Source organism: Flavobacterium endoglycinae (genome assembly GCF_017352115.1).
GTDB classification, from domain to species: domain Bacteria; phylum Bacteroidota; class Bacteroidia; order Flavobacteriales; family Flavobacteriaceae; genus Flavobacterium; species Flavobacterium endoglycinae.
In genome coordinates this window covers 5136253-5156827 of the sequence record NZ_CP071448.1, presented here as the reverse complement: position 1 = coordinate 5156827, position 20575 = coordinate 5136253, and the positions used below count along the sequence as shown (strand labels likewise).

Annotated in this window: 12 protein-coding genes; 10 read left to right on the top strand and 2 right to left on the bottom strand. The window is 35.7% G+C overall.

The features are described 5' to 3' along the window. The first annotated feature begins 16 nt into the window (after positions 1-16). Positions 17-1417, top strand: a complete 1401-nt coding sequence (mnmE, locus tag J0383_RS22140) for a tRNA uridine-5-carboxymethylaminomethyl(34) synthesis GTPase MnmE (RefSeq protein WP_207296126.1) — start codon at positions 17-19, stop codon at positions 1415-1417. A 74-nt stretch (positions 1418-1491) separates the two neighbouring features. Here mnmE and J0383_RS22135 read toward each other — a convergent pair whose 3' ends face one another. Both J0383_RS22135 and J0383_RS22130 read right to left on the bottom strand, forming a co-directional pair. Further along, a complete protein-coding gene (locus tag J0383_RS22135) occupies positions 1492-2172 on the bottom strand; it encodes a 3-keto-disaccharide hydrolase (RefSeq protein ID WP_207296125.1) in 681 nt (226 codons plus the stop codon). Between the two features lie 146 nt (positions 2173-2318). Beyond that, on the bottom strand, positions 2319-3026 hold the full coding sequence (locus tag J0383_RS22130; RefSeq protein ID WP_207296124.1) for a glycoside hydrolase domain-containing protein: 708 nt from the start codon (positions 3024-3026) through the stop codon (positions 2319-2321). A gap of 115 nt (positions 3027-3141) precedes the next feature. Between J0383_RS22130 and J0383_RS22125 the strand changes: the two genes are divergently transcribed. From J0383_RS22125 to J0383_RS22085, 9 genes are all read left to right on the top strand, one after another. After that, the gene (locus tag J0383_RS22125; protein ID WP_207296123.1) at positions 3142-5130 is read left to right on the top strand and encodes a GAF domain-containing hybrid sensor histidine kinase/response regulator; all 1989 of its coding nucleotides are present in this window, start codon (positions 3142-3144) and stop codon (positions 5128-5130) included. Between the two features lie 489 nt (positions 5131-5619). Then, on the top strand, positions 5620-6456 hold the full coding sequence (locus tag J0383_RS22120) for a T9SS sorting signal type C domain-containing protein (RefSeq protein WP_207296122.1): 837 nt from the start codon (positions 5620-5622) through the stop codon (positions 6454-6456). Between the two features lie 385 nt (positions 6457-6841). Then, positions 6842-8701 (top strand): glycoside hydrolase family 97 protein, encoded by a 1860-nt coding sequence (locus J0383_RS22115; RefSeq protein ID WP_207296121.1) that lies wholly within the window; start codon positions 6842-6844, stop codon positions 8699-8701. Between the two features lie 277 nt (positions 8702-8978). Further along, positions 8979-9524 carry an RNA polymerase sigma factor gene (locus tag J0383_RS22110; protein ID WP_207296120.1) on the top strand — a complete coding sequence of 182 codons (546 nt, stop codon included), beginning with the start codon at positions 8979-8981 and terminating at the stop codon, positions 9522-9524. A gap of 78 nt (positions 9525-9602) precedes the next feature. Beyond that, a complete protein-coding gene (locus tag J0383_RS22105) occupies positions 9603-10664 on the top strand; it encodes a FecR family protein (RefSeq protein WP_207296119.1) in 1062 nt (353 codons plus the stop codon). A 172-nt stretch (positions 10665-10836) separates the two neighbouring features. Then, positions 10837-14397 (top strand): SusC/RagA family TonB-linked outer membrane protein, encoded by a 3561-nt coding sequence (locus J0383_RS22100; protein ID WP_207296118.1) that lies wholly within the window; start codon positions 10837-10839, stop codon positions 14395-14397. Positions 14398-14414: 17 nt separating this feature from the next. Then, positions 14415-15770: a RagB/SusD family nutrient uptake outer membrane protein gene (locus J0383_RS22095; protein WP_207296117.1), complete on the top strand. Its 1356-nt coding sequence runs from the start codon at positions 14415-14417 to the stop codon at positions 15768-15770. A gap of 10 nt (positions 15771-15780) precedes the next feature. After that, positions 15781-17754: a TlpA family protein disulfide reductase gene (locus tag J0383_RS22090; RefSeq protein WP_207296116.1), complete on the top strand. Its 1974-nt coding sequence runs from the start codon at positions 15781-15783 to the stop codon at positions 17752-17754. A 24-nt stretch (positions 17755-17778) separates the two neighbouring features. After that, positions 17779-20376, top strand: coding sequence for an alpha/beta hydrolase family protein (locus tag J0383_RS22085; protein ID WP_207296115.1), 2598 nt, complete (start codon positions 17779-17781; stop codon positions 20374-20376). Positions 20377-20575 lie beyond the last annotated feature (199 nt).

Here is a 20575-nt window from a genome sequence, read left to right as displayed (position 1 = left end):
TTCATACCTTTGCAGCATGATAAATCAAGATTCTATAGTTGCATTGGCCACACCGTCTGGAGCGGGAGCTATTGCTATCATCCGTATCTCGGGAGCTGAAGCAATTTCTATTGGAAATTCGGTTTTTAAATCCATCAAAAACAAGGATTTAACCAAACAAAAAACGCATACACTGCATTTAGGTCATATTGTTGATGATGCTAAAATTCTGGATGAAGTTCTCGTTTCGGTTTTTAAGGGGCCTAACTCCTATACTGGTGAAGATACGATTGAAATTTCCTGCCACGGATCTACTTACATTCAACAGCAGATTATTCAATTGTTATTGAGAAAAGGTTGTAGAATGGCTGATGCAGGAGAATTTACACTAAGAGCCTTTTTGAACGGAAAACTAGATTTATCGCAGGCAGAAGCTGTTGCTGATTTAATTTCTTCAGATAACGAGGCTTCTCACCAAATCGCCATGCAACAAATGCGCGGCGGATTTAGTAATGAAATTGCCAAATTACGCGAAGAACTTCTGAATTTCGCTTCTCTTATAGAGCTTGAACTGGATTTTGCCGAAGAAGATGTAGAATTTGCAGACCGCACTCAGTTTCATGAATTATTAAACCGAATTGAATTTGTTTTAAAACGTCTGATTGATTCTTTTGCGGTTGGGAATGTTATTAAAAACGGAATTCCAGTCGCTATTGTTGGCGAGCCGAATGTAGGTAAATCTACTTTATTGAATGCTTTGCTTAATGAAGAGCGTGCTATTGTTTCTGACATTGCAGGAACAACGCGTGATACAATTGAAGACGAACTTGTAATTGGTGGTGTTGGTTTCAGATTTATTGATACGGCTGGTATTCGCGAAACTAAAGACGTTGTAGAAAGCATTGGAATTAAAAAAACATTTGAAAAAATAGATCAGGCACAAGTGGTCATTTATCTTTTTGACGGTTTGAAATTCAAAACTTCAAGCTCAGAATTTGTTTCGGAAATTGAACAGATTAAAAATAAGTATCCGTTGAAACCCCTGATTATTGTAGTCAACAAAAAGGATATTTTATCCGAAGAAGAAGTTTCGAACATTACCAGTCAGCTTGCTGATTTAAATGCAATACTGCTTTTAATTTCGGCAAAACAAAAAATTGGTGTTGAAGATTTGAAAAACCAGCTGCTTTCATTTGTAAATACAGGAGCGCTTCGAAATAACGAAACAATCGTTACGAATACAAGACATTATGATTCTTTACTTAAAGCGCTTGATGAAATTCAAAAAGTAAAATTTGGTCTTGAAACAAACCTTTCAAGTGATTTAATTGCATTGGATATTAAAGAAGCTTTATACCAATTTGGCTTGATTACTGGTCAGGTTTCTAATGACGAATTACTGGGAAATATCTTCGCTAATTTCTGCATCGGAAAATAGAATCGTAAATTTAGAATGCTTACCTAAATCAAGTTCTATTTTTTTGCTTTTTGTCATAGTAACAGTAACTTTAGCTATAGTTCTTTGATTAGAATATTGCGAAAGTATACTTTGTCTCCGTGATCTTGTAGCGCTATCCTTCCTTTTTTAAAGGTTCCAAATTCAGGCCATCCTGCAAATTTACTATCTGCAATGCGCTTTTGAAAAGCCGCGTCCCAAAGCACTGTTTCTACTACAATAACTCCATTTAGGATAAAAGTTAAGTTTCCATTCTTGCTGATAATTTCAGCTGTATTCCATTTACCGGTTTCTCTCACTGGTTCTGATCTGCTCTGGATTAAATCGTACAAATCTCCTGCGCGGTGTTTTTTAATTTTACCATCAGGATGGGTTTCATTATCAAGGATCTGCATTTCCAAACCGGTACTATATGTATTTTGATATTTTTGCGCATCTTCGTTGATATAAAAAATAATTCCGCTGTTACTGCCTTTTTCTGTTTTCCAATCTAATTTTAAATGGAAATTTTGAAATTCAGCATCCGTTACCAAATCTCCGCCCTGCCCATTAACTGCCGCTTGAGGATCAAAATAAAGTATGCCATCTTGTGCTTTCCAGCCTGATCCTGCAGTATTTTTTCCGTAGGAATGCCAGCCAGCTGTTGATTTTCCATCAAAAAGAGCTTTAAAATCTTTTTGTGCCTCAATTGTTCCTATACATATTAAACTTATTAGGACTGCTAACTTTTTCTTCATTTTTATAATTCTTTATTTATTACTAACTATTTAATTATTTCTTAAAAGTTTCTTTTGATACAGCTCCTATATTTAAAACTGCTTTTCTATTATAAAGATCCTAAAAAACATTGGTAATACATACTTTTACATAACACAAAAATCTGCTAGTGTGTATCGAGTTCTACTTCACCTCCATTTTTAAAAAGGTCATGCGAAATAAAATAGCTATTGTTTAACTTTCCATTGATCTTGATAGCTTTCAGATTTCTTCTTTCTGAGTTATTTCTAATTCTGAGCTTTTTCCAAGATGGCATGATCCAAACCACCTCCTTAAAAATTGGAACGGTAACAAGGTATTCTGGATCAGCTGGTGACAGCGGATATAGTCCTAACGCACCAAATACATACCAAGAAGACATTTCACCAGCATCATCCATTCCGGACATGGCTAATTTTTCAGGCCCTATTCCGTACATGGTTTTCAAAATTTCGTCAATCCTTTTTTGTGATTTTTCAGGTTTATCTACAAAATAATACGAAAATGGCGCTTCGTGATCTGGCTGGTTTCCATGACAGTATTGGCCAATAAAACCTGAAAGATTCCAAGCAATATAATCTGGATTCCACGGTTTGGTAAAAAACTCGTCCAATTTTTTTTCAAAAGCTTCTGCTCCTCCATACAAATCAACAAGTCCTTTCATATCATGAGGCGCAAAAAACGAAACCTGCCATGCATTGGCTTCGCGGTACATATATTCATAATACGGAAATTCAGGATTAAAAGGAGTAATCCAATTGCCATTTTCGAGTCTGCCACGCATAAAGGCTGTTGATGTATCAAAAACATTTGCATAGTTTTTTGAACGTTTCATCAGGTCATTAAATAACAGTTAAATGAAAAGCTGTAAATTATATAATCAGCCTTCAAAAAATATATAAAACATTAATAAACAGTCTTTTGTAACTTACATATTAATTTTATAGGTCATGAAAGCTACCAAAATGCCCATACCTCGTAATGAAGCGCAGCGTCTTGACGCCTTAAAACGTTATAACATTCTGGATACGCTTCCCGATAACGCCTTTGATGATGCTACAGCCCTTGTGTCCTACATTTGCGGAGTTCCGATTGCTTATATATCCTTTATCGATGAGAACCGTCAATGGTTTAAATCTGAAACTGGACTGGGCGTCTCTCAAGTGCCAAGAGAAATCACCTTCTGCCGGTATACAATCATGGATTCCAAATTGGTTGAAATTCCCGATACTCTCCTCAGCGAACGTTTCAAAGATGATCCCAATGTAACAGGCGGTTTTAAAATACGTTTTTACGCAGGAGTTCCTCTTACCACTCCTGATGGCTATCATATTGGCGTGCTTTGCGCAGCAGATCATGTACCTAAAAAACTTAATGCGAGGCAGCGCAGTGCGCTTAAGATTGTGGCTCGCCACGTAATCAACACTCTGGAACTCGAAACCAAAAACAATGAACTTGCCAGTCAAAAAAAAATAGCCGAACGCGCCGTGGCAGCTAAAGAAAATTTTCTAGCCAATATGAGCCACGAAATCAGAACACCGCTGAATGCTGTTATCGGATTTACGGAACTTCTGGCTGGCACCAAACTCGACCAGCAGCAGCGCATATTTGTGCAAGATGTGCAGACGGCTGGAGAAAACCTGCTGTTGATTGTTAATGATATACTCGATCTTTCTAAAATTGAATCAGGAGGACTTACACTTGATATACAGCCTTTTAATCTCAAAAAAGCACTTCGTCATGTTTATGATTTACTCAAGGTCAAAGCCGTTCCTGAGGTAGAATTCAACCTATATCTCGATGCAGAACTTCCTGAAATGGTTTCTGGAGATCAAGGAAGACTCAACCAAATACTGGTCAATCTGGCAGGAAATGCACTGAAGTTTACCAGTGAAGGCGAAGTGACGATTTCGGTCAAAAAAACTGGAGAAACACACGACGCTTATCAGCTCCGTTTTTCGGTAAAAGATACAGGGATAGGTATTCCCCAAGAATACCTTGATACGGTTTTTGAACGTTTTACTCAGGCCGAGGAAAGCACCACACGAAAATTTGGAGGCACTGGACTTGGTCTTAATATTGTTAAACAGCTTGTAGAACTGCATGATTCCCAGATACAAGTTAAAAGCCGCGAGGGATACGGCTCGGAATTTTTCTTTACAGCTTCTTATAAAAAAGCCTCGTTTGAGGAAGAGCAGCGAGAAAGCAAACCCGTAAACGACTTGGGAAGACTCAGTATTCTGCTCTGTGAGGACAATAGACTGAATCAGAAACTCGCACAGAATGTTATTGAAAGTTTCGGATTTGAAATTGATACTGCTGAAAATGGCGAACAAGGAATAGAATTACTATCGCACAAGAAATATGATTTGGTGCTGATGGATCTTCAGATGCCGGTAAAAGACGGTTACCAAACCACAGAATATATCCGCCGTGAGATGAATAATCCTATTCCCATTATTGCGATGACGGCGCATTCGCTTGCTGGCGAACAAGACCGCTGCTACAAAGCCGGAATGGACGGTTATGTGCCAAAACCGTTTAAACAGCATGAACTGCTTCAAGCTATTAAAACTGCCGTGAAAAAAGAGAGCCGCAATTTACAGCGTCCAAAGGCAGATTTATCCCAAATAGAAGAAACGGATCGAATTAAACCAGGCTGGAAAAAAGAAGTGACAAGCCAGTTTATCGAAAAGGCACCCATAGAGCTTAAAGAATTGCAGAGCGCTGTAAAACGAAATGATTTCGAAACAGTGCTGCAAACCGCAGAACAGCTCCAACTATGGCTTCATCTCTTTCTTCTGGAAAGTCTCAGCGAAAATCTGCGTGCTGTTGAAAGAGAAGCTATCGGAAGAAAATTTACAGCCGAAACAGCCGATCATCTCGATATACTGCACTGCTGTATTCTTGAAATTATAAAAGATCTCAAAGGGAAGTAAAAAGACAGTCTTTTCTGTAAATTGAAATCATTTTTCTGTAAAAACTGCTACCTTTTATTACAATACTCTAATTAAATTTTTTTAAAGTTCAAATTCTCAATTTTAACACAATTATGACAAATAATAAAAAATTAAACAATAGTGTTAAATTAACATTTAAATTTTCTTTTTTCGTGTAAAATTTCATACCTTAATGTAATATTTGATCGACCAAAAGCAAAAAACACCGATATACTGCTTAAAAGGGCACTACAACTTTTAAGTTTTGTTTAGACTGCAGCTAACCATTATCATGTTTTTTCTTCTGTCTTTCGAATTAATCTCAATATTTAAATTGCAGCTATAGAAAAAAACTACTTTAATAAATTTTAATTTTTTATTTATTGCAGAGGCACTTTACAGTGTCTCCGGTTTTCTACATCTGTTATCTAAAATTTGAGAAGCAAATAGTGGCACTCAGCCTATTTTTTAAATTTTAATTATCAAATTATGAAAAAGCTTTTCTTTTCATTCATACTGCTTTTAGCTGCTCAGTATGTTATTTCATTAAACTCAAATCCATTTTTATCTAAGCCCTTACTAAAGGAAAACGCATTCTTAAAATTTAAAGACCCAGCTCCCGAATTTAAAAGTGCATTAGAAGTGGAAAGACACCGTGTATGGCTTAATCTGACCAATCCCGAAGGCCTATTTAAACAGCTGCTCATAGGATATATTACAGGAGCAACCAATGGATGGGACCATCAATATGATGCCCCTACTATCGACGGTAATGTATATGCCGATTTTTACAGTATTAATGAAGATAGAAAGCTGGTAATTCAAGGCCGTGCCGTGCCCTTTGATCCATCAGATATTGTTCCGCTTGGCTACCGATCATCCATAATAGGAAACCTTACCATTTCTATTGACCATGCAGATGGTATTTTAGAAACACGGGATATATTTCTAAAGGATAAAGTAACAGGAAAACTGCACAATCTGAAAAAGGGTTCTTATACCTTCTCTACTCTCGCAGGGGTTTTTCAAGATCGTTTTGTACTGTTTTATGATCCAGATATCAAATTAGGAATGAACGATGATGTGAAAAATAATTTACAGCCTCTTTTTGTCACTTCAAAAGATAAAGTGATCAGTCTAAAATCTGAAAGTGCACCTTTACAGGAAGTTGCTGTTTATGATATTTCGGGAAAAATTCTTTTCAGCAGCCAAAAGATCGGAGCTCCGCAGCTCGAAATCAATTCCATTGACTCAGGAAGCCAGATTCTATTGGTTAAGACCACTTTAGAAAATGGTCTTGTAATGACTAGGAAAGTGCTATTCTAGCTTTTATGATCCTAAAAATTACGCATACCGATTAAAGTTTCTGTTCTACTGTGTTAAAACAGTAAACTAAACTAACAGGAAACTTATTTTTGTATGCCAACAAATTATAGTTCATTTTGTACCGCTTATAATTTGGGAAATATCTGAATGTAACCATAAAATGAAACTTCTATAGAGCACAAGGTTTACTTCTTCTTAAACCTTGTGCTCTATTTTTTTATGAATAAAAAAACAGTTGTTCCTCGTTGTCCCTATCTGATCTGTAAATCCCATAATGATTTATTACATAGATTTGTTAGATTTGTTAATTCCAGAAAATGAGAGAACCTATTTATTCTACTATTGGAAATTAGATTGAGTATTTGCCGACATAAAAAACTAAAAAATGAAGTTTAAAACGAAATTAATCGTATTTGTAATAGCCGTTCAATTGCCGGCTATTTTATCTGCACAATCAAAACAACATCTGGTTACAGTCACTTCTCCAGATAAAAAGCTTGAAGTTCAAATTCAACAAACCAGCGCAAATACCATAGAATATAATTTTAGGGCTGATAATCAGGTACTGATAAAACAAAGCAAACTTGGACTCGAATCTGCAAATACCATCCATTGGAATAAAGTCAGCAGTTCGTCTGTAAAAAGTGTTTGGAAACCAATTTGGGGTAAAAGAAAAAATGTTCCCGATAATTACAATCAAATTATAATAGATCTTACACTCTATCAAATTAAAGTAAGAGTATACAATGATGGAATGGCTTTTAGATATGAAGGATTAGCTTCAGAAAAAGAACTAACAGAATTCAATTTTGCGGCCAACTATTCAGCTTGGTATTATAATGGGGAAAGACATAATATAGGTCCTGAAAAATTAAATGAAGCAGCTGATATTCGAAAGCCTGTTATGGTTATCAAAGCAGCAGAAAATAGTTATATGGCCGTGCATGAAGCTGATCTCGAAAGCGGTGAGCCTTTACTTTTGCAGCCGCAAAAAGGAACTACTTTATTTTCCGTGCCTTCTAAAAATGCTAAAGCATGGAGAGTAGTGATGTATGGAAGGAGTCCAGGAGAATTAACGGATTCTCATTTAATTGAATTACTTAATCCCGAACCCTCTAAAGGAGCAGATTTTTCATGGGTAAAACCCGGTGTAGCTGTATGGGACTGGCGTATTGATGGTGCGCAAGCTGATGGCTTTAAATATGAAATGTCACTAGAATCGTGGAAACGCATGATCGATCTGGCATCTGCAAATGAAATGAAATCGTTAGTATTAGACGCCAACTGGTATGGGGAAGAATTTAACAAAGAGTCCGATCCTTTAAAAGGTGGTAAAGTACAGCAGGTACATCAAATCATTGCGTATGGAAAACAAAAAAATGTAGGTGTCTGGCTGTATTTAAATGATGTTGGAGGAAAAAATTATCCTTTAGAAAAAACATTGAAACAATATGGAGACTGGGGAGCGGCCGGTGTAAAATATGGTTTTATGCAGGGAACGCCAGAGCAAAAAAACATACATACACAACTTATCACAAAACTTTGTGCGGAAAACCATTTAATGGTTGATTTTCATGATGATCCGGTTCACCCTTATGGACAAATGAGAACTTGGCCTAATGCAGTTACGCGAGAGTTTTGTCAGGCGCAATCCGATGCACGCAGGGTATTTGAGCCCAAAACATTTGTAACCTCTGTCTTTGTCAACATGGTAGCGGGACCTATTGATATGAACAATGGTACCTTCGATATGGAACAGAAAGGAAGAGTCGACAATCCAATGCCGGTACCTTCTACCATTACAGCAGAAGCGGCACGCACACTTATAACCTTTTCTGGCGCAACCATTATTCCTGATATTCCTGAAAACTACAATAAATACCCTGAATTATTAACTTTTATACGTGCACAAAAACAACCTTGGCAGGAAAGCAAAACAATCAGCGGGGAAATTGGACAGTATATTGTGATGGCACGTCAGGCTGTAGATGGAAACTGGCTGATAGCCGCAGCCACAAATGAAGATGGCCGTTCGCTCCGTATTCCTCTAACAGTATTAGGAAAAGGCACTTACAAAGCAATGATTATTCAAGATGGAAAAGACGCCGATTTCAGAAGCAACAAAGTGAGTCATGAAACCATTTCCAAAGAAGTGACCAGCCATGACTTTATTGATGTTACACTTGCGCCAGGTGGAGGAGCTTGTATTTTATTACAAAAAGAAAAATTGTCCTTGAAAAAGTAAACGGTTTATTTGAAAAAGTATATTTCGAAACTAAACCTTGTAAATAGAATAGTAACTACCCAAAAGTGAAATTAATTTTTACATGCATTAGTACCTTTTTACGGCTCATGTGTAAGTATTAACTAATTTCTAATGATGCTTTCTTTTATTTTAACAAAATAATAGCCATTATTTTGACCAAAATCTTCAAAATCATGCGTAATATTTGAAAAATTATCCAATTAACTGATAAAAGTTATAGATTTGCTATAAAAACACAAGCAATTCTATTCCTTTAATGGAAAATACCACCACAGATATTTCTTTATGGCAGCAGATTAAAAAAGGTGACATTACCGCCTTTGAAAATCTGTATGATAGTTATGCTGATGTTTTATTAACTTTTGCACTTCAATATACAAATGAAGCATCAGAAGCTCAAGATGCTGTACATGATGTTTTTTTAGATCTCTACCGCTATAAAAACAATCTTTCTGATCCTGTAAATGTAAAATCTTATCTTTTAAAAATTACCCAGAGAAATATTTTGCGTAAGAACAAAAGCAGAGAAAAGTTATTTATATATGATGAAGACCATCAGCAGAAAGCTTTAGAAGAAACTTCATTTGAACAAACCTTAATCGAAGAGGAAAAAATTTTAGAATTAAATTCAAAATTGGCTTTTGCAATGCAGGACCTTACCGAAAAACAGCGCAAAGCTTTGTTTTACCGATTCAATGAAAACAAACCATACGAAGAAATTGCTTACATCTTAGATATATCTGTCGAATCATGCAGAACATTGATTTACAGATGTTTAAAAGAATTGCGAAAAAAACTTTAAAAAAAGGTTATTTTTTTTGTCTATGTTTTTAGAGAAACGTTCTCTATATAAATATACACCCCAAAAAAAATAATCAGGATGCAAATTAATTTTAGACAATTATCAGATGAAGAAAAAAAATCCACAAAGGAAAAGATTCATCATGGATTAATTGAACTCCAAAGAAAAGAAGTCCGCCGCAATAGAAACAAAAAACTTTTCACAGTACTTTCCTCAGCAGCTTGTCTTTTGTTGGTGACATTTTTTGTGTTCTACAATACATCCGATTCTAAAAGTAGTCCACAATCAGATTTGGAACGTTTTGCTGAAACACAGCCATCGATAGATTCAAATAGCAATTTAGATAATGTCTCGCTTATTTTGCAAGACCAGAAAACTATAGCAGTACAGGACAGTTCTGTTATCAGTTATGGAAAAAATGGCACAAAACTAACTGTTGGAACACAAACCATTAATACAAGCCCTACTAGTTCTTCTTTTAATACCGTTAGAGTTCCGTACGGCAAAAGAACACAGATCGTGTTGAGCGATGGAACAACAGTATGGCTCAATTCAGGTTCATCCTTAATTTATCCAACCCAATTTGATGGATCAATCCGTGAAGTATATTTAAACGGTGAAGCAGCGTTTGATGTAAGTCATAACAAAGCAAAACCATTTTTTGTAAAAACAAAAGAATGTAATGTACGCGTTTTGGGAACGGTTTTCAATGTGAGTTCATATGCAGAAGACCAAACTATTCAAACAGCATTATTGCAAGGAAAAGTTCGAATTACCTACAATAAAAAAGGATTCATGAGCAATCAGGAACTTCAGCAAGACTTAACGCCTGGAATGATTGCTACAATTGATAAAGATACAAAACAGCTCAAAGTTGAACGAAAAGATGTTGCCTCAATATTGTCGTGGAGAGATGGTTATTTTACCTTCAAAAGCCAATCTTTAGGAACTATTTTAAACAAACTTTCAAAATATTATAAAATAGAATTTATAAAAAGTGCCCATTTAAACCTTGACGCTAATTATTCGGGATCATTAGCTTTAAATGAAAACCTTAATTCGCTGGCAAGCACATTATCCAGTATTACCAATAACAGCTGTACTGTTAACGCCAACCAAAGAACTATTACAATCAAATAAATAAAAAATCAATTCTAAAACCACCAAAGCCTATGATATAAGACCAGAGATACACATATCAACCTTATTTATAAACTAACCAAAAAAAAACCAAAAGATGTTGGCGCATCTTTTGGCAGTTGTAGAACAGCGGCCAATCCTAATTGACTGCATCTTAATCCAAAACAAAATTATGAATAAAAAACATAATTCAGAAAAATTATTTTCTGAACGATACCACTATTACCTATATCTGCTGCTTATGAGATCTCTTACTGCATTTATCTGGATAAGTATGTGTAGTTTATATGCGAACCCTTCTTCAGGGCAAAATAAAATACATGTTCGTTTCAAGAACGCACCGCTCACGGAGGTATTTTCTACTTTAGAAAAACAGGCGAATTATGTCTTTTTCTATAATGATGATGTACTTAATTCTGCCACTACAATTACATTGGACAAAGAGGCAACTTTAGAGGAAATTTTAAACAATGCTTTCAAAAACAATAATCTTACGTATGATATTATCGATAAACAAGTTATTGTAAAGAGAGCTAAAAAAAGACCCGAACAGCTGGAATATGAATTAACAGGGAAAGTGACCGACAAAAAAGGGGCGCCGCTTATTGGCGTAAATGTTATCTTAAAAGGAAAACAAACCTGGGACATTACCCGAAAGGAAGGTGATTATCGCATGAGAGTTGCTCCAAATGATACTATCGTTTTTAGTTCTTTGGGTTTTAAAACCGTAACCATTCCTGTAAACAATAAGAGAATAATTGATGCCGTGCTTGTTCCAGACGTAATGGAACTTCACAGCGTAGAGATTTCTGTTTCTAACGGATATACCGAAATTCCAAAAGAAAGAGTAACCGGATCTATTGGCATAATTAGCGCAAAAGAATTGGCAGAAGTGCCTACAGTAGATATTCAATCAAGACTGGAAGGAAAAATTGCCGGTGTAAATGTAGATCCAAGAACAGGTTCTATCAGCGTGAGAGGAACTAATAATTATGGAGGAACTGGACAGCCGCTAATCGTAATCGATGGTTTTCCGCAATCAAGAGAAGATTTTGCTTTTTCTAAAAGAGGTGTGCCGGGATCTTCTATTTTAAGTTATCTTAATCCAGATGATGTAGAAAGCATTTCGGTTTTAAAAGATGCTGCTGCAAGTTCGATCTGGGGATCTGCGGCTGCCAACGGGGTAATTGTAATCACCACCAAAAAAGGTAAAAAAGGCGAACCAATTATAAATTTTAACACCACAACAACTGTAGGAGAAAAAATTGATTTGGGAAAACTGCGTGTCATGAATTCGGCGCAATATATTGATTACGAAAAAGACCTTGTAAATGGCGGTTTCGCTGCTGATAATATTTCCAACTGGCAGGCTCTTAACCCAAGCGCGGCGCAGGAAATTATGTTTAGACAAAAAAGAGGTGAAATTTCTGAGGCACAAAGAGATCTTCTGCTAAACCAGTTATCACAAAATAATAATTTGAATCAAATAGACCGATACTTACTTAGAAATTCCTTTACCACGCAATATGATTTATCTATAAATGGCGGAACCGAAAAAAGCACTTACTATTTGTCTTTAGGTTATAACAAAGATAATGCGGCAATGCAGGCAAATGATTCTAAATCGTATAACATCACGTTAAACAACTCTTTTCAGCTCAAAAGTTTCTTAAAACTGAATACAGGAATCAATTATGTTCCAACAACATACCAAACCAATACTGTTGCAAATGAAGCTTTATCAAATGTATCGGCTACAGCTTTGCGTCCGTACGATATGATTGCCGATGAAAATGGAAATGGAATTGATCGTTATTTTCTTTTTAGGCCAGAAGTTTCACAAGGATTTGAGGCAAAAGGATATTTACCATGGTCTTACAATTATTTAGATGAACTGAATTATTCTAATGTAATAACAAAAGGAGCTAATTTAAGATTAAATGCCAGTTTAACCGCAACAGTTACCAATTGGTTAAATTTTGAAGCATCGGGAATGTATACTTCTATCACAAATAAAACCAAATCTTTGAGTGAATTAGATAGTTATTATACCCGAAATATGATCAATCAGGCGACATCTGTTAACTCCGCTGGAAAATTAGTGTATGGTATACCGCTTGGATCTTATCTATATAACACTAACACCAACAACGATACTCAGAGCATGCGTTTTCAGATGAATATCAATAAGAATTTTAATGAAGATAACAGCTTACACTTTTTAGCAGGTACAGAAATAAGAGAAGAACGCAGAGAAGGTTCCAGCCAAAGATACTATGGTTATAACGTGGACACTAACTCGGGACAAGCTGTAAATCCAACAGTTTATTACACTACCGTTTACGGATGGCAGAGTATAATTGGAAGCTCAGATACTAGTATTAATAAATCAAGAAACCGCTATTTATCGTACTATGGATTAGGCTCGTATGATTTCATGAACCGCTACCATATTTCAGGAAGTATTCGTTTTGATGACACCAACCTATTAGGAGCTTCCAAAAAAAATAGAGCGGTACCGCTATGGTCTGCAGGAGCAAAATGGGATGTTAATAAAGAGTTTTTCTTAAGAGATGTTAGCTGGCTGAGTACTTTAGCTTTTAGAGCTACTTATGGTAAAGCGGCAATCTCTCCTGCTGGTGGTTTTGGAAGCCAAAGCCCTGTAATCAGCATTGGATCTGTCGATTTTAATACGCAATTGCCAATTGGATCTATCAGTGTTCCCGAAAATCCAGAGATTAGATGGGAAACAACCATAACAACAAATTACGGTTTAGATTATGGCTTTTTCAACAATCGTTTACGAGGAAGTGTTGATTTATATTATAAAAAAACAAATGATATTTTAGTAAATCTGCCATTTAACCCAACTTACGGCTGGTCATTTGTAAATTATAACACCGGAACTTTAAAAGGACATGGAGTAGACTTTAGCATTTCAGGAGCTATTTTTAATGGCGATTTTAAATGGAACAGTACTGTAAATCTTGGTTACAATACCAATGAAGTTACCGACTCTCGTTTTAAAGCGACCACTACCAACCAATATCTGTCTGGTGTAACCACAGAAGGTAAAAAGATTGGATATGTGTATGCCTACGACTGGGCGGGATTAGACAGCAACGGACAATCTACCATACGCAAAAAAGACGGTACAATTGTAAATTCAAGTCAAGGAATTGCAGCAGTAGATAAAGACGATTTAAAATATATGGGAACCACATTTGCTCCTTATTCTGGAGGTTTTATGAATGATTTCTCGTTTAAAAACTTCAGATTGGGAGTGCAGATCACCTATTATGGAGGACATGTATTCAGAAATACGGTTTTACAGAATTACCCTTCTTACACAGGAGTGCAATACGGTGCTGTTGCAAAAGATGCCCTTGTTGCAGATCGTTGGAGACAAGCCGGAGACGAAGCCAATACTAATGTTCCTGGTCTGGCAAACATCAGCTTTAATAGTTTAAACCGTTACCAAATGGCAGACATTAATGTACTTCCAGCAGATAACATTAGATTACAGCAGGTTTCATTAGGTTATAATGTGCCAAGCCAATGGTTGGAAAAAACTTTTATAAAATCATTGAGTTTTAATTTTGCAGCAAGGAATTTAGGATTGTTATGGGTTAAAAACGATTTAGGAATCGACCCTCAGTATTTGTCAAACAACAACTACAACACCCTTCCTCCACAGCGTACCTACTCTTTACAATTTAACTGCGGTTTTTAATTTTAAAAAACAGATTTATGAAATTTCTTAAATTCACACTATATATTCTGCCTGCACTTTTGCTAAACTCTTGTAGAGATTATGTTGAAGTAGAGCAAGTTGGAAACAACAGAATTTTAAAATATACTTCAGATTACAGAGCTATTGCTAATGCCTATAATGACATTAGCGGTTCTGGAGGTATTTATTTATTGGCCAATGCCGATGTAGAATTTCCTACGACTTATCAAAATAGTGTAAGTACCATTTGGGCAAACAGCTATACATGGCAGGATAGAATCTACGATCCGTCTCAGGGCGACTCAGACTATATCGGGTTATACAAAGCCATTTATTACAGCAACGTTCTTCTGGATGGTGTTATGAGCAGTGAAAAAGGAACAGATGCCGAGAAAAAAGAAATCTATGCCGAAGCATTTGTTCATAGAGCATTTGCGTACCTTCAGTTAGTAAATACTTACGGTCCTCAATTTGATCCAGCTTCTGCTAATTCAGAAAAAGCGGTTCCATTATTGTTGAAACCAGAACTGTTTTCGTCATTAGAAAGAAGTACAGTGGGCCAGATTTACGATCAGATTATTTCTGATTTAAAAAGTGCTTTGGCAAATGATATTCAGGATACCCCTCCTTTTAATGTGCTTCCATCCAAAAAAGCAGTTTATGCATTATTAGCAAGAACGTATCTTTATATGGGTCAATATCAATTGAGTCTTGAAAATGCGGAGAAAGCTCTGCAAATGCAAAATGGATTGATTGATTTAAAAACATTTGCAACTGGTTACAGTTATCCCGTTTTAATTCAGAATCCGGAGGTTATATTTTCTAAAACTTTGCTGTTAACGTATAACAGAGCACCTCTTTCTAATGATTTGCTAAGTAGTTTTGGAACCAATGATTTGCGATATGATTACTACACAATTGCTGGTAACGTTGCTATTTCTCCAACTTACACCGGAAGAGGTTTTGGAATTGCTACCTACAGCAATACAAACGGAATTAACGTTGGCGTTTCGGTTCCCGAAATGTATTTAATCGCTGCTGAGTGTTATGCCAGAACAGGGCAAAGTCAAAAAGCCGTGGATTATCTTAATATTCTTAGAGCAAAAAGATTCAGAGCCAATGCCGCGTATCAAGTAAGTGCCACAACAAGTACTGAAGCTCTAAATCTTGTTTTAACAGAAAGACAAAAAGAATTTATAGGAAGAGGTTTCCGCTGGTTCGATCAGCGAAGATTAAATCTTGATCCGGCTTTTCAGAAAACATACACACGAATTTTTAAAGGAAATACCTTTACCCTTGCTCCTAACAGCGATGGATATGTATTCCCAATCAATCAAAATTACATCGATTTAAACCCGGAACTGGGCAAATAAATTCATTACAATGTTAAAAAAATTAAATATCAAACTTTTGGTATTGGCATTTTGCGCCCTTACCATAAAAGTTTCGGCTCAAGAAGTTACATCCAGATTACAAGGAATGGCAGACATTCCTATTCCTGGAACGACTATACATATGACGTATGATCCAAAAGGTGGTCCATTAGAAAACATACAAGAAATCAACGGTTATGCGTATGTTTTCAATGATTACAGATGGGAAATTGAAGATATTAAAATGAAAAAAAATGGCAGTACTTGGAATGCTGATTTTACGGTTCCGAAAAACTGTGCTTTTATGGCTTTCAAATTCTATGGTAATACCGAAAATGGATTAGTTACAGACACTAATCAGGATAAAGGTTATATGCTGGTCGCTTTTAAAGAACCAAAAGTAAAAATGCCCGGAGCCGATTTGGCTTGGGCAACTTTTAGAAACAAAAACTTTAACGGAGAATTTAGCGGGTATTTTAAAGATTTTTCTATTGATGGAGATGCAACCGAATATTGGTTAAAAAAAGAAGTGCAAGACCATCCAGACCGATTTCCTGAATTTTTTGATACCTACATCAAAATCCTAAAAAAACAAAAACCTGAAAAATTTGAGGAGATTGCGCCTAAAATTTTAACGCAATTTTCAAAAAACACAAAAGGAATGCCCGAAGAAGTTTTTGTAAAACTCCGCAATATTTATCTGTTTGATTTAAAAGATCAGAAAAAAGCAGATTCATTAGAAACAGTTATTGAAAAGCAATTTCCAAATGGTGCTCATTCAAGGTTTAAAGCCTATCAAAAAATCAACAAAATTGCTGATGCAGCTGAGAAGTTTAAAGCTGCAAATCAATTTTTAACTGATTTTCCATACAGTAAAGAAGTGCCTGCATCACAAAATTATTTGTATGATAATATTGTAAAAATAAAATTTGGCTATTATTTCGAAACTAAAGATTACAAAAGTATTCTGGCTCTGATTCCAACAATGAATTTTGCCTCAATCAATGACGGTTACCACCAGTATATTTCTAAAGCTTTATACCTAAAATCGGTAGATCCGGCCGTGATCGAGACAATGGCTGTGCCAATGATAAAAGAAATGAAGGCAAAAGTAAATGATCTGTCTTATATGCAGGGAATTTACTGGTCGCCCAATCAGGCAACAGAAAATGCTAAAAATCAATTGAACAATGAATTAGTAATTCAGATTCGTATGTTCGATATGCTGAAAAAGTACAAAGAAGTTCTGGAAACTTTTGATGCGCTTCCATTAGAAAAACGTTACGAAAAAGCAAGCATTAACGACATACACGTAAGAGCTTTAGAAGCATTAAACAAACCTATTATCGAGGTATTGAAAAATGCAGCAAGAAGAAATACTTTATCAGAAGGAATGACGGCTAAATTGAAAGAAGCGTATTTAAAAGAAGGCAAAAAAGAAAGTGATTTTCCTGCCTATTTAGAGCAGCTGAAAAAGGAAAACAAGTCTGAAGAAAAAATCGCTTTAATCGATATCGCCGCTCCTGCCATTAAAGTTCAGGGAACCGATGGAAAAACAAAGCAATTGGATTTAAACAACGGTAAAATTATCGTAATCGATTTTTGGGCAACTTGGTGCGGACCTTGTAAAAAGGCTTTTCCAGCGATGCAGCAATTAGTGACCAACTTCAAAGAAGACCAACAAGTTGAAGTGTACTTCATCAGCACTCAGGAAAATCATGAAGGTTACAAAAAAGCAGCCGTCGCTTATCTAAAAGAAAAAGGACTAAAACTAGATACTTATTTTGATTTAGTAAAAAAAGGCGGTTCTACAAACAATGAATCTTTCTCAAAGTATGCAGCAATTTTCAAATCTAGCGGTATACCGAGAAAAGTAGTAATCAAAAACGGAAAAATTCGTTTTACTTCTGAAGGTTATTCTGGAAATCCCGGACAATTGGTTGATGAACTTACAGGCGTTATCAACGCTTTAAAGAACGAATAATTCGCTTTCTGAAAATCTAATTATATGAAAAAAATAGTCTTACTATGTACACTCGCTTTGGGTGTACATAGTTTATCAGCCCAGAAAAAAACAGTTGACGAATCGGCTTATCAGTCGTGGGAGAGAATTAATAGCAAGTCTTTATCCTACACTGGTAAATGGATGTCGTACAGCACTGTATTTCAAGATGAAGAAAAAGAAAACAAAAAGCAGATTATTGTTCAGGAAGCTCCAAAAGGAAAACGTCTGGTTTTTGAGAATATCAGTGATCTGAAATTCATTGGAAAAAAAGACTGGATTCAGTACACTAAGAAAGACAGTACCATTCTCCAAAATTTAAAAACGGGAGCAAAAAGACTTTGGAAAACAAAACATTATACCAATGCTCTTGCAGGAACTGATTTTCTATACTACACACGTCCAGAGGCTGAAAAAAGTTCCTTTTTTCTCCAGCGTTTGGTTTGTTATAATTTAGAAAGTAATGACAGTATTGCTGTAAACAACATCAAATCATCTCGTTTTTTAAAAAACAAATCCATTGTATACGCACAGATCGAAAAAGACAAAGTGTTTCTAAAACACGGAAATCCAGGCGGTAAACAAGAAACTATCTATAGTGGGAAAGCTTCTGATTTTGGAGATTTTCAATTAAACGATAAAGAAAACGGCGGTACTTTTACTTTAAAAGGAAATAACAGCTCCGATTTTAATATGGTTTATTATTTTAATCTCAATACTAATGCAACAAAAGCCGTATTCAATTATGATGATATCAAATTAAGCGCGTCGGGTTATTCAATTTCAAAAACAGCTTATGGATTAAATGAAAATACTCGCTATATCACTTTATTAGTAAATTCGAATAAGCGTCCAGAAAATACTCAGATTCCAAAATCGGGTGTTGAAATCTGGAGATCAAATCAGGGAACTATGGAACGCAGACAGGAATTGCTGAGAAGTTCAAAAACACTTCCAAGCGAGCAGAAATTTCTTTATGATATCCAGAATAAAAAAGTAATCAAAATTGCTTCAACTGGTGAATTTGATCTGGTTTTAATGCCAGAATCTGGCAACTTTAAAGGCGTTTTTGGTTTAGATAAAAAACCGTATGCTGTAGAAGTAGATTGGACTTTTAACGAACGTAATGATGTTTACTGGATCGATGCCGAAACAGGAAAATCTACAAAAGTATTGACAGGCGTTTTTGGCAGCCCAACTTGGAATCCGCAAGGAAGTTTTGCTGTTTTTTATGATGAAAAGGCAAAAGTGTGGACCGTTTTTGACAGCAGTTCTATGCAATTCAAGAATATCAGTTTACAAATTCCTTTTCCAATTTCAGATGATAATGTAGATATGAAATCGGTAAATACCGCTTACGGAATCGCGGGCTGGTTACATAACGGAAACACAGTCGTTTTATACGATCAGTTTGATTTGTGGGCGATTGACCTTACCAATCAAAAAAAGGCGTATTCGCTCACACAGCAGTATGGAAGAAAAAACAAAACGGAATTTCGATATGGAGAACAAGGTTATTTTGGAAATTTAGACAACATAAAAACCATTCCATTAAATGGTTTCGATATAGAACATAAATCGAAAGGTGTTTATAAACTAGTCGATGCCAATTCTATTACAAAAGTATTCGCTCCTTCAGAATATAACATACGCATTGAAGAAGTTTCTGGAGATAATTCGAGTGTTTTGTTTTCTAAAGAAAGCTATACTATTTTTCCAGATTTATGGTGGGGAACTGAAAATTTTAAATCACAGCAAAGAATTACCAACATCAATCCACAGCAGAAAGAGTATGCTTGGGGAACAGCAAAATTGCTAACGTGGAAAAGTTTTAGTGGCAAAGAAAATCAGGGAAATCTATATCTTCCAGACAACTATGATAGCAAAAAAACATATCCGGTAATTGTTCATTTTTACGAAAAGCATACCGAAGATTTTAATCAGTACCATCAGCCTGAAGTCAGCACTTCCAATATTAATATTCCAACTTTTGTAAGCCAGGGTTATATTGTTTTTCAGCCAGATGTACATTATACGTATGGTGACGTTGGAAACAGCGTGTACAATGATGTCATCAGCGGCGTTGAATATTTAATTTCAAAAGGCATTACCGAGAAAGGCAAAATTGGAATTCAAGGACATAGTTTTGGCGGTTACGAAACTTCTTTCTTAACTACAAAAACAGATCTTTTCAGCTGTGCAATTGTGGGTTCTGGGGTAAGTAATTTTACTGCCAATTATCCTGTAATGCGATCCAATGGTATTTCGACAATGTTTAAATACGAAGCCGATCAATATCGTATGGGAAGTTCTATGCACGATAATCTGGACGGATACATCAAAAATTCGCCTATATTTTCGGCTAAAAACATCCAAACGCCAATCCTTATTTTTCATAATGATAATGACCGCGCAGTGCCTTATCAAGAAGGACAATCTTTGTTTTTTGCACTTCGACGTTTAGGCAAACCTGCTTTATTAGTGAATTACAAAAAAGAAGGACATACTTTAGATGATGCTGCCAATAGAAAAGACTGGACGCTCAAAATGCAGCAGTATTTTGACTTCTATTTAAAAGGTGCTTCACGCCCTGACTGGATGTAATAATTTCTAAAAATGCTTAATAACTTAGACGCGGATTTTACTGATTCGCTTTGCGAAAACGCGGATAAACACAGATAAAAAGAAAAAAAGAAAATCCGTTTTAATCCGCGTTTTCGCGATAGCGAATCCGTTTTATCCGCGTTCCATAAAACTGTTATTTGAAGCTTTCAATAAACAGCAGGGACTTCTTATATCAATT